Annotated in this window: 17 protein-coding genes; 11 read left to right on the forward strand and 6 right to left on the reverse strand. The window is 46.7% G+C overall.

What is annotated here, in order from left to right:
* Positions 1–27 precede the first annotated feature (27 nt).
* Positions 28–783, forward strand: a complete 756-nt coding sequence (locus tag KNQ05_RS12115) for an MBL fold metallo-hydrolase (protein WP_088836246.1) — start codon at positions 28–30, stop codon at positions 781–783.
* A 91-nt stretch (positions 784–874) separates the two neighbouring features.
* Here the strand turns inward: KNQ05_RS12115 and KNQ05_RS12120 are convergent, their stop codons facing one another.
* Complete coding sequence (locus KNQ05_RS12120; protein ID WP_088836244.1) at positions 875–1,522, reverse strand: pentapeptide repeat-containing protein; 648 nt, start codon at positions 1,520–1,522, stop codon at positions 875–877.
* 209 nt (positions 1,523–1,731) lie between these two features.
* On the opposite strand from KNQ05_RS12120, the gene KNQ05_RS15830 reads away from it, so the two are divergent.
* From KNQ05_RS15830 to KNQ05_RS12135, 3 genes are all read left to right on the forward strand, one after another.
* Positions 1,732–3,057, forward strand: a complete 1,326-nt coding sequence (locus KNQ05_RS15830) for a Y-family DNA polymerase (protein WP_214767169.1) — start codon at positions 1,732–1,734, stop codon at positions 3,055–3,057.
* The gene (locus KNQ05_RS12130; protein WP_214805498.1) at positions 3,041–3,370 is read left to right on the forward strand and encodes a YolD-like family protein; all 330 of its coding nucleotides are present in this window, start codon (positions 3,041–3,043) and stop codon (positions 3,368–3,370) included. The genes KNQ05_RS15830 and KNQ05_RS12130 overlap by 17 nt, the downstream gene beginning before the upstream one ends.
* Positions 3,371–3,436: 66 nt before the next feature.
* The gene (locus KNQ05_RS12135) at positions 3,437–4,249 is read left to right on the forward strand and encodes a ZIP family metal transporter (RefSeq protein ID WP_029332569.1); all 813 of its coding nucleotides are present in this window, start codon (positions 3,437–3,439) and stop codon (positions 4,247–4,249) included.
* A gap of 106 nt (positions 4,250–4,355) precedes the next feature.
* On the opposite strand, the gene KNQ05_RS12140 is transcribed toward KNQ05_RS12135, so the two are convergent.
* Positions 4,356–6,446 (reverse strand): heavy metal translocating P-type ATPase, encoded by a 2,091-nt coding sequence (locus tag KNQ05_RS12140; RefSeq protein ID WP_088836241.1) that lies wholly within the window; start codon positions 6,444–6,446, stop codon positions 4,356–4,358.
* A 172-nt stretch (positions 6,447–6,618) separates the two neighbouring features.
* Between KNQ05_RS12140 and KNQ05_RS12145 the strand changes: the two genes are divergently transcribed.
* The 5 genes from KNQ05_RS12145 (at position 6,619) to KNQ05_RS12165 (ending at position 10,356) form a co-directional block, all read left to right on the forward strand.
* A complete protein-coding gene (locus tag KNQ05_RS12145) occupies positions 6,619–7,455 on the forward strand; it encodes an undecaprenyl-diphosphate phosphatase (protein WP_214805500.1) in 837 nt (278 codons plus the stop codon).
* Positions 7,456–7,566: 111 nt separating this feature from the next.
* Positions 7,567–8,160 (forward strand): LemA family protein, encoded by a 594-nt coding sequence (locus KNQ05_RS12150; protein ID WP_214805502.1) that lies wholly within the window; start codon positions 7,567–7,569, stop codon positions 8,158–8,160.
* Positions 8,157–8,897 carry a TPM domain-containing protein gene (locus KNQ05_RS12155; RefSeq protein WP_088836238.1) on the forward strand — a complete coding sequence of 247 codons (741 nt, stop codon included), beginning with the start codon at positions 8,157–8,159 and terminating at the stop codon, positions 8,895–8,897. Before KNQ05_RS12150 ends, KNQ05_RS12155 begins: the two co-directional genes overlap by 4 nt.
* A gap of 8 nt (positions 8,898–8,905) precedes the next feature.
* The gene (locus KNQ05_RS12160; RefSeq protein ID WP_369834755.1) at positions 8,906–9,178 is read left to right on the forward strand and encodes a DUF1294 domain-containing protein; all 273 of its coding nucleotides are present in this window, start codon (positions 8,906–8,908) and stop codon (positions 9,176–9,178) included.
* 215 nt (positions 9,179–9,393) lie between these two features.
* Positions 9,394–10,356 (forward strand): EAL domain-containing protein, encoded by a 963-nt coding sequence (locus KNQ05_RS12165; RefSeq protein WP_088836237.1) that lies wholly within the window; start codon positions 9,394–9,396, stop codon positions 10,354–10,356.
* Positions 10,357–10,397: 41 nt separating this feature from the next.
* On the opposite strand, the gene KNQ05_RS12170 is transcribed toward KNQ05_RS12165, so the two are convergent.
* Positions 10,398–11,423 (reverse strand): iron-containing alcohol dehydrogenase family protein, encoded by a 1,026-nt coding sequence (locus KNQ05_RS12170; protein ID WP_214767177.1) that lies wholly within the window; start codon positions 11,421–11,423, stop codon positions 10,398–10,400.
* A 145-nt stretch (positions 11,424–11,568) separates the two neighbouring features.
* Here KNQ05_RS12170 and KNQ05_RS12175 point away from each other — a divergent pair, with 145 nt between their 5' ends.
* Positions 11,569–12,393: an aldo/keto reductase gene (locus KNQ05_RS12175; protein WP_214805504.1), complete on the forward strand. Its 825-nt coding sequence runs from the start codon at positions 11,569–11,571 to the stop codon at positions 12,391–12,393.
* Between the two features lie 58 nt (positions 12,394–12,451).
* On the opposite strand, the gene KNQ05_RS12180 is transcribed toward KNQ05_RS12175, so the two are convergent.
* The 3 genes from KNQ05_RS12180 to KNQ05_RS12190 form a co-directional block, all read right to left on the reverse strand.
* Positions 12,452–13,165: a general stress protein gene (locus KNQ05_RS12180; RefSeq protein ID WP_088836233.1), complete on the reverse strand. Its 714-nt coding sequence runs from the start codon at positions 13,163–13,165 to the stop codon at positions 12,452–12,454.
* A 122-nt stretch (positions 13,166–13,287) separates the two neighbouring features.
* Positions 13,288–13,605, reverse strand: coding sequence for a DMT family transporter (locus tag KNQ05_RS12185; protein WP_088836232.1), 318 nt, complete (start codon positions 13,603–13,605; stop codon positions 13,288–13,290).
* The gene (locus KNQ05_RS12190) at positions 13,602–13,928 is read right to left on the reverse strand and encodes a DMT family transporter (RefSeq protein WP_088836231.1); all 327 of its coding nucleotides are present in this window, start codon (positions 13,926–13,928) and stop codon (positions 13,602–13,604) included. Before KNQ05_RS12190 ends, KNQ05_RS12185 begins: the two co-directional genes overlap by 4 nt.
* Before the next feature lie 273 nt (positions 13,929–14,201).
* On the opposite strand from KNQ05_RS12190, the gene KNQ05_RS12195 reads away from it, so the two are divergent.
* Positions 14,202–14,753, forward strand: coding sequence for a GNAT family N-acetyltransferase (locus tag KNQ05_RS12195; RefSeq protein WP_214805506.1), 552 nt, complete (start codon positions 14,202–14,204; stop codon positions 14,751–14,753).
* Positions 14,754–14,787 lie beyond the last annotated feature (34 nt).

The raw sequence follows: 14,787 nt of genomic DNA on the forward strand, positions 1-14,787 counted from the left end.
GATTCGTACAAGAAAGGAAGATTGCCTGTGAACATCCAGCAAATTCGAAATGCGACACTCGTCTTGACCTATGCCAACCAAGTTTTTTTAATTGATCCTTTTCTCGGTGAAAAGGGTTCGCTTCCTCCGTTCGACCATACACCGAACACCCACCGCAACCCCCTTGTCGACTTACCAGTCGATGTCTCGACCTTACTCGACCCGGATGCCGTCTTCGTGACACATCTTCACGCCGATCATTTCGATGAGGCCGCAAAACAATTGTTACCGAAGACGGTTCCGCTCTATGCCCAAAACGCGACGGACGCCTCTGTCATTAAAGAAGCCGGTTTCACCGACGTTCAGCCGTTCGACCAGGGTGTGACACTCCGTGATGTCAAAGTTTTCCGCACGAACGGTCAACACGGTGTCGGCGAAATCGGACAACGGATGGGACACGTATCCGGTCTCGTCTTTACACATCCCGATGAGCCGACGCTCTATATCGCCGGTGATACGATTTGGTGTGACGACGTCGATTCTGCGATTGATACCTATGCACCGGATGTCATCGTCGTCAATAGTGGTGCCGCCCAGTTCCAGACCGGTGAACCGATCACGATGTCGGAACGTGATTTATTAGCGGTCCACGCGGCAGCGGCTGAAGCGACGATCATCGTCTCGCATCTCGAAGCTGTCAATCACTGCCTGCTCCGCCGCGATATGATCGCTGACTTTTTAGCAGCAAATCATCTCTCCGCTCACTTTTTGATTCCGGACGACGGCGAGACGCTCTCCTTTTAAGTCTCTCCTTCGAGAGTCGTATGAATACAAAAAAACCGGACGTTTTCCGTTTCCCTAAAAGGAAGAGGAACAGCGTCCGGTTTTTTCATGTTCATTCTTGCGGAATGACAAGACCGAGTAATCGGGCAAATGCGATTGCTTGTCCTTCCGTCACGATCGCCCCTGTCAAAAAGCGTGGATCAATCGTAATCCCCGAGACGTCCGCTTGTCGCAAATCGAGTCCTTTTAACGGAGTTTCAACCCACTGGCTTTCCATCAATTCAACATCCTCAAAACGTAAATCGATGAGTTTCCCTTCGAAGAATTGTGTCTCCCGCATCGCCGTCTGCTCGAACGTTACTTGTCGGAGCGATGTCCGAATCACTTGTAAGTAATTCGCCTGGCATGCTTTTACCGTGACATGATCAAGCGTCGTTTCTTCTAATTGAACCCCCGTCAGGCGACAGTCCTGAAACAGAACGCGATGAAAACGACTGTCACGGAACTGACAACCCGTCAAATCACACTGCTCAAATCGGACATTTTCAAATGACGCGCGATCAAACACGAGACCCGCAAATGAGACATTCCGAAAACAGACTTGATTGGCATCGATCCGCTCCGTCAGCTCGATGGGTAACGTTTCTTTTTCATACAGCATTTGATACAAGTACGGATCATCGATTTCGATTTCTGCAAATGTTTCGACTGCTAAATTATTCGGGACATCCGGTAGATGGATCATCGGTTTTTTCTTCATTCTCTCCCAACCCTTCTTCTTCTCAGTCCTTAGTGTACCAAACCTGTTACCTAAATATGACTCAAGAGGATGATTTCTAAAGTCATGCTGCGCTCTAAAAAGTGATGACATGTACACTCTTTTTCAATTTTTGATTTGAGACACTTTGAGACCGTGCTAGAATCAACATAAATAAAATAAGAACAAACGTTCTAAAAGGAGTGATTTTCGTGTCTTCTGATGCGGACTTTCCAAACCAACGTATTTTTTGCGTGGATAGTGTCTCTTTTTATGCCAGTTGCGAGTGCCATTACCGAAATCTACCACCATTAACAACAAAATTAGCCGTCGTTTCCGATTTAAAACGGAGCGGCTCCGTCATTTTAGCGGCGAGCCCTGCTTTGAAGACGCTTGGTATCAAAACGGCAAGTCGTCTCTACCAGATTGAACAACTCCCGTACAAGGAACGAAAGCAGATTCACCTCGTCGAACCACGCATGTTATGCTACATGAAAACGTCGATTCGTGTCCTCGATGTGCTCCATCAATTCGGACCACCGGAAGCAATCCGGGTATACTCGATTGACGAAAGTTTCATCGACATGACGGGAACGGAGCACCTCTTCGGTACGGATTTTGAAGCTGCTAACCAATTACAGTCAGCCATCCTGGAACAAACCGGTATTCACGTCCGAATCGGGATTGGTCCTAATAACGTCATCGCGAAACTTGCCCTTGATTTACTCGGGAAAAAACAGGGCATTGCGCGTTGTGGTTATGCTGATGTCCCCCGTCTCTTACATGACTTTCCCGTTCGCAAGATGTGGGGGATCGGTCATCAAATGGAGCACCATCTGAATCAATTAGGCATCGAGACGATCGGCGATTTGGCGGCCGCACCATTAGAAACACTACACGAACGTTTTGGTGTCATCGGTGCCGAACTTTGGCATCATGCATGGGGCATCGATCAATCTCCGACGACGATTGATCCGACCGCTTTATTTCGTCCGGCATCATCCCGACAGAAGACGGTTGGTCATGGCGTGACACTAATGCGTGATTATTACGAATACGACCAGATTCGGCTGGTCTTAAGTGAGCTCGCAAGCGATGTCGCAGCCCGCGTCCGCTTTTCCAATCAACTTGGATGGACGGTTCACTTAGGTGTCCGTTACTCGAGACATATCGTCCGGGCAGGGTTTTCAAAGCAACTCCGTCTCCCTTATCCGACTTCAGACGAACGGATTATCCTGCGGCATATCCTTCAGCTGTTCGAGCCGAACTGGCTCGAACACGAACCGATTCGTTTTTTGTCCGTCTCGCTCGGTCAACTTGTCCCCGACCAAGGTGCACTGCAACTGTCGTTGTTCGAAGACAATACCCGTGTTTGGAAACGCAAACGCTTGTTAAAGGCAATCGATCATGTCAACGTCCGTTACGGGAAGGGAACCATCCGCCTCGCTGTTTCTTTTCTTGATACAAGTGTCGCCAAGCGCCGCCTCCGCTTCGTCGGTGGTCATCCGGGAGGTGACGGCAATGACACGGTATCGTGACCGTGGCAATTTAAAATGGATTCCGTTTTTGATGCCGGAGTACATTCAACTGTTGCGCGACTATTATAAAGATACGCATCGTTTAACACTACCGCCCATCGATGAACAACTTCAAGAATCATGGCAATTCATCCTCGAAGAAGCATTAATGGAAGGAAAAGAACTTGAAATCACGTATTATAAGGAAGGAAGCTATATCACACTGACCGGATTCATCGAACGAATCGAGCACGAACGAGGACTTCTGTACGTCCGGAGTCAAAATCCGATCGAAATTCCCCTGATGCGACTAGTTCGGATTGAAAACGGGTAGGAGTGACAGTGGGCTTCAATAATGCACTTATCTCTTGAATTATGATTTGAAAGAAGGAATGTTTGTATGTTTGAATGGTTTACTTCACTCCCCGTCGTGATCCAGGCATTACTCGCCGGGATGATGACATGGGGCTTGACCGCACTTGGGGCGGCACTTGTTTTCGTCTTTACGACAATTGAAAAAAAGGTCATGAATATGATGCTCGGCTTCGCCGCCGGTGTCATGATCGCTGCGTCCTTTTGGTCACTGCTCGCTCCGGCGATTGAATTTACGGAACAGGATGGTGGCATCGCCTGGCTTCCGGCTGCAATCGGATTTTTAGCAGGTGGCTTCTTCGTTCGCTTACTCGACTTCGTAACACCACATTTACACTTATCCGCACCACTTGAAAATGCAGAAGGCCCTTCGACCGGTCTTAAAAAGGCAACTCTGCTCTTTTTAGCGATCACCTTGCACAACATCCCGGAAGGTCTAGCAATCGGTGTCGCTTTTGGTGCTGCTGCGTTAAATATGGACGGGGCGACAGTCGCTGGTGCTTTGACGCTCGCACTCGGAATCGGAATTCAAAATATGCCGGAAGGTGCTGCCTTATCGATTCCGCTTCGTGGTGAAGGCATGTCACGCCGTCGCGCTTTCAATTACGGTCAAATGTCCGCCATCGTTGAACCGATTGCGGCAATGATCGGGGCGGCTGCCGTTTTCTTCATTCAACCGTTACTGCCTTACGCACTCGCCTTTGCAGCCGGCGCGATGATTTTTGTTGTCGTTGAGGAATTGATTCCTGAATCACAAGCTGAAAACGGCTCGGATTTAGCGACACTCGGTCTAATGGTCGGCTTTACCGTCATGATGATTCTTGATGTCGCCTTAGGCTAAAAACAAACTGATTGAACAAAAAAAACTCCTTCATCGCCGGTGAAGGAGTTTTCAGATTGATATTGGAATGACTTTTGAGTTCTTACCTTTCAACGTGTACCTTTAATTATTTTTTGAGGATGCGCATCGCATTTAAAACAGCCAGGACGGTTACACCAACATCCGCAAACACAGCTTCCCACATCGTCGCGAAACCAAATGCACCAAACAGGAGAAACACGGCTTTCACGCCAAGTGCGAAGAAAATGTTTTGATAGACAATTTTTCGTGTCGCACGGGCAACCTCAATTGCTTCGACCAACTGCTTTGGTTCATCTGTCATGAGGACGATATCTGCGGCTTCAATCGCCACATCACTGCCGAGTCCGCCCATCGCGATTCCGACATCGGCTCGTGTCAAAACAGGGGCATCATTGATGCCGTCGCCAACAAAGGCCACTTTTCCATCCGCTTGCTTCAAAATCAGTTCGAGTTGTTCGACTTTTTGATCAGGTAATAGTTCTGCTGCAACTTCGTCAATCCCGATTTGACGACCAATCACTTCTGCTGTTGCCAGGCGGTCCCCTGTTAACATAATCGTTTTCTTCACACCGAGTGCCTTGAGGCGAACAAGTGCTTCAACCGTGCTGTCTTTAATGTGATCAGCAATTCGGATGTAGCCCAGGTACGTATCATTGCGTGCGACATGAACGTACGTCCCGTCTGCCGTTTGATCAAGCGTCTCATAACCAAGTTCGTTGAACCAACGGGCATTCCCGGCACGAATCGTATCCGTTCCGAAGCGACCGACGACACCTGATCCTGCGACTTCGCGATACTCTTGAACGGATTCCGTCACTTCACCATAACTTGCATATGTCCGTTGGATGGACTTTGCAATCGGATGATTCGAATGCTGTTCAACAAGCGTTGCCACTTTCAATAATTCTTCGTCTGAACAGGCAACCGGGCGGAGTTCCGTCACTTCAAAGACCCCTTCTGTCAAGGTCCCTGTTTTATCAAAAACGACCGTATCCAGCTGTTGTAATGACTCGAGGTGATTTCCACCCTTCACGAGAATCCCTCGTTTTGAAGCGGCACCAATTCCACTGAAGAACCCGAGCGGAATTGAAATGACGAGCGCACAGGGACAACTGATGACAAGAAAAACAAGTGCCCGGTAAATCCAGTCCTCCCATGTCGCACCCGTGACAAACAATGGAGGCAAGACAGCAAGCAATGTCGCAATCCCGACGACTGCCGGTGTGTAGACACGAGCAAATCGGGTGATGAATTTTTCCGTCGGCGCCTTGTGGCGCGAAGCATTTTCAACGAGATCAAGAATTTTTGCGACCGTTGACTCACTATAGAGACGGTCGACTTGAATCAACAGTCGCCCATCTGTATTGATCGTTCCTGCAAGAATCGTATCGTTCGTGCGGACACGTCGTGGTACTGATTCTCCCGTCAAGGCGACGGTATCGATGAATGCTTCTCCTTCAAGGATTGTTCCGTCGAGCGGAATCTTTTCGCCCGGTCGGACTAAAATCCGTTGTCCGACCTTCACTTGTAACGGACTAATCGTTTGTCCATTTTCAAGAGTTGCCGTCTCAGGACGAATATCCATTAATTCAGCAATCGATTTGCGGGATTGATCGACTGCCCGGTGTTGGAAAAACTCACCGACTTGATAAAACAGCATGACGGCGACCGCTTCCGGGTACTCGCCAATTAGAAAAGCACCAACCGTCGCGATGACCATCAAGAAATTTTCATCAAATACTTGTCCCTGACGAATATTTCGGATCGCGTTTCGTAACACATCCCAACCGATTAAGAAGTAAGCCAGCGCAAATGAGATAAGTTCAATTGAGCTCGGTAAAAAGAAGGCACTGATGAAGGCAACCCCACCGATGCTGTATTGAATCTTTTTCATTTTCGTTAAAAATGGACCGTGGTCATGAACATGACTTTCGTCAGATGGAACGTCACGAGAAACTTCGACGTTCGGCTCTAATTCTTGTACCCGTTTGACGACCGCATCGTATGTTGCGTCATCCGGTGCCTCTCCTTGATAAGTGATATAAAGCTTTTGTCCCGTAAAATCAAGATTTGCCGCTTCGATTCCTTCGACAGTCGAAACACCACGCTCGACCTTCGCCGCACAATTGGCACAATCAATTCCTGAAATTCGTAATCGCTCAGTTTTCGTTTCCATTCCTCCACCTCATTCAAATGTTCGTTTGATTATAAGTCCATCCTACTCTTTTTTTATTCATTCGACAAGGTGTTTTCGTTATCGGTCTTGCGCCCGATATTCAGATTAGTTCTATCTCAGAAGAATGAAACATGATATGTTTTTAGATAGTAAAATATAGAAGGAGAATAACATGACTATCATTGAATTACTTAAAGCACTCTTACTCGGTTTCGTCGAAGGGATGACGGAATTCGCCCCTGTCTCTTCAACTGGTCATATGATCATCGTCGACGATATGTGGCTTCAAACTTCAGAATTCTTAACTCAGTATTCCGCGAACACCTTTAAGATTGTCATTCAGCTCGGATCAATCCTTGCCGTCATCGTCGTCTTTTGGAAACGGTTGTTCAGCTTAATCGGACTCTATAAAATCGAAGGCGAGCATGATGCGACGGGCACACACAAATTAAAATTGCGTCACGTCTTAATCGGACTGCTTCCTGCTGCCGTGCTCGGTTTATTGTTCGAAGACTTCATCGATGAAAATCTCTTTTCGATTGATACCGTCATCATCGGTCTCGCTGTCGGTGCCATCTTGATGATTGCAGCAGATAAACTCGGTCCAAAAGAACCGAAAACGACGACACTCGACCAAATTACTTACCGTCAAGCAGCACTCATCGGATTGTTCCAATGTATTTCACTTTGGCCAGGATTTTCGCGTTCCGGTTCAACGATTTCCGGCGGGGTCTTCCTCGGGATGAATCACCGGACGGCGGCTGACTTTACGTTCATCATGGCCGTACCGATCATGTTCGGGGCCAGTTTCCTCTCGCTCGTCAAAAACTGGAATTACATCGAAATGGCTCACCTCAATTTTTACATCGTCGGTTTTGTTGCATCGTTCGCGTTTGCGCTACTATCGATTCGTTTCTTCTTGAAACTGATCAATAAAATCAAACTTGTTCCGTTTGCGATCTATCGTCTTGTCTTAGCTGGGATTCTTGCAATCGTCGTTTACATGTAAGAAACAAAAAAACTATCAGTTTTTTGCTGATAGTTTTTTGTTTTTTTGAAACTTATTGAAACCGTTTAGGGTATATAGTAGATGAGATACAGAAAAAGGAGTGAACGAATTATGGCACGTAGAAATCGTGGGGGTTCTAAATTACCTCTCATCATCGGAATTGCTGTTGTTGCCATCATTGCATTTTTAGCAATCGGACAATACAACAGTCTCGTAAACGTCGAAGAAGATGTTTCGAACAAATGGTCACAAGTCGATAACCAAATTAAACGACGGGCGGATCTCATCCCGAATCTCGTCGAGACTGTTAAAGGTGTCGCTGGTCAAGAAGAAAAAGTTTACGGCGATATCGCAGAAGCACAAGCCGGCCTTGCCCGCGCTGCTTCGACAGAACAACGGATTGAAGCCGACCAGCAAGTCACGTCTTCTCTCCGTGGATTAATCGCCTTACAAACGACGTATCCGGACCTCAAATCAAGTGAACGATTCCAATCATTGATGGATACGCTTGAAGGGACAGAAAACCGTCTCGGTATCGCACGGAAAGATTACAACGATTCAGTCACACTCTACAATAAGAAACGTCGCAGTTTCCCAACTTCGCTTTATGCTTCGGCGTTTGGTTTTGATAAAAAACCATACTATGAAATTTCAGAAAGCGACCGCGAAAACCCAACGGTCGATTTCAACAGTGATTCGAAATGATTTGGCGAAGAACGCGCCTCCTTTTGAGTGCGTTCCTCGTTTTCTTCCTTCTGACTCCGACTGCCGAAGCCGTATCAGAACGCACGGGAGCCGCTTTCTTCATCCAAGATGATGCAAAGTTGCTGACCGCGTCGGAAGAAGCGGAACTCGCTCGTCTTGGTCAGGAACTCGAACAATATACGACCGCACAAGTCGTTTTAAAAACTGTCCCCGACTTAAAAGGACAGGACTTGAGCACGTATGCGAATGAAACCTTCCGTGCCCAAGGGATTGGACAAGAAGGAAAAGATAACGGTGTCATGGTGATCGTGGCACCAAACGAAAAAAGCCGGAATTTCCGGATTGAAGTTGGCTACAAGCTTGAGGGTGTCCTGACCGATATCACGGCAGGCCGGATCCTCGACCAATATGCCGTTCCTTATCGTGACGAAGGCGATTACGGAAAAGCAGCTTCAGAAACCTATAAAGCCGTCATCAGTGTCGTCTCGAAGGAACAGTCACTCGAATCACAAGATCCGCCTAAAGCGAATGCTGAAGAGGGATTGAGTCTTTGGGTCAAAATCGTCATCGGTGCAGGCCTTGTCCTGTTATTGTTCTTGGATATGAAATTTACAGGTGGCATGTTCTTCTTCGCAATCATCAACATTCTGTCAGCCGTTATGCGCGGCGGTGGCGGTGGTGGTGGTGGAAGTCGTGGTGGCGGCGGTAGTTCCGGCGGCGGTGGCGCAGAAAGGTAGGAACAATAATGAACGGATTATACATGGTTCTTATTTTTTACGGCGTGATGACCGTCGTCGGCTTCTTCTCGATGTGGTCCGATAAACGTCGCGCGAAACAACACGCGCAACGGACGCCGGAAGCTACATTGCTTTGGATTGCCTTTCTCGGAGGTGCGCTCGGTTCATTACTCGGGATGCAACTCGTACGTCATAAAACACGCAAACCGAAATTCCAGTTACTTGTCCCGCTTGCTCTTTTGTTACACGCGACGGGCTGGGTTTTGTTCATGACAGCATGATCGATCGTTTTACTTTTCGTTTCAATCACCCGATAAAGAAGATAGAGGATTCGATTTTCTTCGAATTCTCTATCTTTTTTTAGTTTGGTCAATAGCGTATTAAATGTTTGAATTCAGGTTACATTTCAATTATCTTTGGGTAAAGTATTTAACCAATTTAATAAATACATCTTTTTTTAGATGTATCTCTCTACAGGAAAGGTGGAAATCATTTTATGTGGCATCCTTGCGCCGAATGTACGACAACGATTCGTTTTATAGAGGCCGGCTCCTTACATATCCAGTCGAGCATCCCTCAAGTTTATTCGTACACATCGTTTAACCAGTTAGAGGAGCTTCTTGAATCAACGTTACAGATTAATGATGTTCCCGTCTCATGTCGAAAAGATGGATCGCGCTTTTCTACCCCAATGCTTCTCGCTTCTGTTCTACTCGAGCAATTACGTCATCGTCAAGCCATCGACTTCATCCAAACAGGTAACATGACGAGTCACCTGCAACCGATTTACGATATTCAGGCCAACACGCTGTTCGCGAATGAGGCACTCCTTCGCGCCGCTGATCACAATGTCTCGATGTCACCAGGTATTCTTTTTTCGACTGCTTCAAAGATGGGACTCCACTCACGACTTGATCAACGCGCACGCGAAGAAGCGATTCGCGCGACACATCATATTGGCGGAACAGAGAAAACGTTCATCAACTTCCTTCCCTCGACGATTTATAACCCAGAATACTGCCTTCGTCATACGTTCGAAATCGTTGAACGATATAATGTCGACCCGAGTCGTCTTGTGTTTGAAGTCGTCGAAACGGAAAAAATTGAAGACGTCAATCACTTGAAACATGTCTTCGAACAATATAAAAAACAAGGGATACAAGTCGCGCTTGATGATGTCGGCGCCGGCTTCTCGACACTCGATATGTTGACGTTGTTGCAACCGGACTATATCAAAATCGATCGGTCTTTCATCTCGAACTGTGATACGGTCGCAGAAAATGAAGCCTTCTTACGAAAAGCTCGCCATCTTACGAAAGAAATGGGAATCAAGATTTTAGCAGAGGGCATCGAACGCGAGGAAGAACTCGAGCTTTGCCGGCAGCTTGGTTTCGATCTTGGCCAAGGATATCTGCTTGGTCGCCCTGCACCTTACGCACAATTCGCAAAGGCACAATAACAAGAAAAACAGCCCCCATTTTTTAAGCAGGGGCTGTTTTTTCATGAAGTTGTGATGATCTCGACATCATTTTGCTTAAGCACGCCCAGTAAACGTGCTGGCGATAAATCCGTCTCAATCAACTGACATAATGGTTCTTGTCCGATTCGTGCTGCCAACTGACTAAGTTCTACCGATGTCAGTCCTAAATCAAGACTCGTTATCGGTTGTCCGTTTTTTTGTAAATACGTCCGCAACTCGTTGTATGCTTCACTTTCACCCAACAACTGCTCCTGGACCAAGAGACCATATCCGACCTTACTTCCGTGTAAAATTGAATGTGTTGATGCAAAAGGAGACATCGCATTATGGACACCATGACCAATTGCCCCACGCGTCGCATCATCACCAAACCCGCCGACACTACCCGCTAACGGAATGACGGTTTCCACCAAGTGTTCGATGCTGGACGGATACGCCCGAAAAATCTCCTCGCTGATTGGTGTTTTTAAGATGAGGTCTTTGCACTGCTCCGCAACCCGTAAAGCCATTTCAATGATTGGATTCTCCACTGTGATCCCACTTAAAGCACGTGCCTCATACCATTTTGCAAGTGTGTCTACGAGACCCGCGACAAAATAATCATAGGGGCTCGCCGACAGAATCCGATGGTCGAGTAAAAGTGCCTCGATGACAACCGGCAGCGTATCAAAACGAAGATATTGACCTTGCGTGTCGTACATGACGCTAAGTGGCGTCCACGGCGCACAATTCGAGACGATCGTCGGAATGACAATCAAAGGTCGGTTCAATTGAACAGCAACTTTCTTTGCCGTATCAATCAATGATCCGCCCCCTAACGCAACGATGACGTCATATGTCGCACATGCCTTGACTAATTCCGCGACTTGAAAATCCGTACAATGCCCTTGAAACAGGACTTTCGGTAATGCTGGCAAGTAAGGATTCGCCGCTTGTAAGGCTTTTGCTCCGTGTAGTAGCACGCCACTCCGCTTCCCAAGCAACGTGTCAAGCTGAGATACGGCTTCTTTTTCATGTATGTATTGCAAAACTGCTTGACGAATCATCTAAATCCCCTCATTCCATTATTTGTTATTGCTCAGTATACGCAGACTGTTCCTTTCTTACAACCCCTCATTTCATTCGATTTTCATACTGAATAAGCGTACACTTATGAAGATAAAACGATTACATGAAGGAGGACTTCCACTCATGCAACACGTCACACTCAACAACGGTCTAAGTATGCCTCAACTCGGTTACGGTGTTTTTAAAGTACCTGAAGAAGAAGTGTATCAAGCAGTACTGGAAGCGTTACGTGCCGGCTATCGTTCAATCGATACGGCGATGATTTATGAAAATGAAGCAGGTGTCGGACGCGCATTACGTGACTCTGGAATTCCGCGCGAAGAAATTTTTCTGACGACGAAAGTTTGGAATGCGGATCAAGGATATGCAGAAACGCTCGCAGCCTTCGAAACAAGCCTCACTAAACTCGGGGTCGATTATGTCGATTTATATCTTATCCATTGGCCGATGCCGAACGAAGATCGTTACGTGGACACATGGCATGCGCTCGAAGAACTGTACAAGCAAGGAAAAACGAAAGCCATCGGTGTTTCGAACTTCCATATCCCCCACTTAAAGCGGATTCTGGAAGAAGGAACCGTCGTACCTGCTGTCAATCAGATTGAATTACATCCGTTCTTAAGTCAGGAAGAAATTCGGACGTTTTGTAAGGAACACGACATTTTAGTTGAAGCATGGAGTCCGCTCATGAAGGGACGCGACGCCTTGACTGAACCTGTCATCACGGACATCGCGACGACAAAAGACAAAACACCAGCCCAAGTCATTCTCCGCTGGCACATTCAACACGGGATTATCGCAATTCCGAAATCGGTCACGCCGAGTCGAATTCGTGAAAACCTGGCAGTCTTTGACTTCGAACTTTCAGCAACTGAGATGCAACAACTTGATGCGTTAAATCAAAATCAACGAACCGGTTCGAATCCGGATGAAATGCATAAAAAATAATCAAAAAAGGGAGGGCCGTTTTCGGCTCCTCCCTTTTAGTAACTTTTTCAAGAGCGGATTAACGATCGAGATTGTTTCCGTGATCTTGCTCGGCTACATCATCCGAGTGTGACTGCGTCTGTTTCTTATTTTCTTCATCACGCTCAGAGTCGAGCCGTTTGAAATCGTCATCGCGACGCATCGCAATGTCCGGCTTGCGGTCCTGTTCTACTTTTGCCCGATTGATGGCTTGTTCGTCTTGCGGCATCTGATCCGTTCCGGCTCGGTGTAAATCAACTTCGGCATGTTCTTCCTTAGAGTCCCGATCGACATCAAGCGTATTCCCTGAACCGAGTTGAGCATTTGAATTTGCAGCGCTCGATGTGTGCGTCTCATCATAACTGCCGTAACGGACTTTGACATCTTCATGTGTATTGTCCGTATTCAAATGCGGATCAAACTGAATATCCTGAACCTCAATCAGAAGTACGAATCCGCCGCCTTCGACTTCGACTTTACGTTCTTCTACATCTTCTGCAGGTAAATCAAGTGAGTCGAACAACTGATCGACTTCTTGATCGCGCCCTTTGTTGCCGCGGATCCGATCCATCCAAGATGGTTTTGTCGCCGCAATTTCCGCGTCCATTTGACTGCGGACGAGTTCGATATCTGATTTTTCCTTGACGATGACATAAAAATCTTCTTCACGGTGCCCCTGAATATGCAATTCATCCATTTTCGAGATTAACTCTTCTTCCGAGTAATACGTACCGATGTATTGTTTCGTTTTCATATGAATCTCCCCTTATGTTCGTTTTGTCGTACAACGTATCCTTATAAGGAGTATTTCCTGTTTCTCTGTAAAATATGCCAACAAGTCGGCTCTTCCATAAAAAAATAATCTATTTGACATGTTTATTCGCCAATCAGCTTTAATCCGACCGTCGCACTAAGAATCAGACCGATACATACTATCCGCTTCCAGTCTTTCGCTTCCTGATAAAAAATCATACTCAGTACTGTTCCACCGGCTGCCCCGATTCCTGTCCAGACAGCGTAAGCTGTTCCCATCGGCAATCCGTTCATCGCAAGTGATAGGAATAGGAAGCTCAAGCCGAATCCGCCAAACATCAATAGACCATTCTTGAACGTTTTGTGTTGATTAAACGTATTGATGAAGACAACACCCAGCATCTCAAACAATCCGGCAATAATGACAAACAACCAACTCATTCTTCCACCTCCCCACTGACTAACTTCAATCCGATGACACCCATCAAAAGCACACCAATCAATCCTAACTTCATGACTGACGCACTTTGGTCAAATAAAATGATGTCCAATATGACCGTCCCGACTGTTCCAAGGCCGACGAAGACCGCATAAACTGTTCCAACCGGCAAATGGTTACTCGCCTTAATCAAGACAGCAAAGCTGATGATGATGCTGATGATTGTTCCCATCCATTCAAGTACGCTATCTGCATGTTTCAAACCGACTACCCAAGCAACTTCAAAAAAGGAAGCCACTAGAATTCCTAACCAGTATTTCGTCATCACTTTTCCTCCTAACATTCATCCTAAAAAATAAAAAAAGCCCGGAAGCAGGCGTCTAGACGCTCTACTCCCGGGCTTTTATCCCTCCGTTGCATGAGGTGTACTCATGTGCCTCCCTCGGTCCAAGTCTACGTTGCCGTACGGAACCCTAGAGGCTAGCTATTTCGTTCGATGTCTTCACCCTAGCACGCTTGATTTTATGTGTCAAACAGGAGAATCCACTACCGTTAGCCAATATAGATAAGTGAATCAATCAAAGAGGAGGGTCTCATCATGCGCTACAAAATCAACGATCAACTTCGGATTCGACGTTTCACACCAGAAGATTTGGAAGCTGTCCATTCCTATGCCTCACAACCAATCGCCAGTCAGTATCAGTCGTGGGGACCGAACTCTGAGAGTGATACAAAACAGTTTTTACACGATGCACTTGAAAGTGAACTCGAAAGTCCACGTCGTCGCTATGTCTTCGCCGTCACCTTTCCTGACGATCATGTCATTGGCGCGGGAGAGCTCATCGTCACCGACACAGAACATAAAATCGCAGAAATTGGATATATTTTATCGCCTGACGAATGGGGCAATGGTTACGCGACATCGATTGCAACATTTTTACTCGAATTCGGCTTCGAAAAATTAAACTTACATCGCATCACGGCAACATGTGATCCGCGAAATGTCGCTTCGGAGCGTGTCTTGCAAAAGGTTCGGATGACGCGCGAAGGTTTGTTACGGGAAACCGTTTATTTAGAAGACCACTGGCGCGATTCGTTGATTTACAGCATGCTCGACTGGGAGTGGCAGATTGATCACGAAGCAGAATAACTTCATTTCACCAAAAGAGATGGTCGAATTTCTA

Source organism: Exiguobacterium sp. s125, from assembly GCF_018618605.1.
Lineage (GTDB): Bacteria > Bacillota > Bacilli > Exiguobacteriales > Exiguobacteriaceae > Exiguobacterium_A > Exiguobacterium_A oxidotolerans.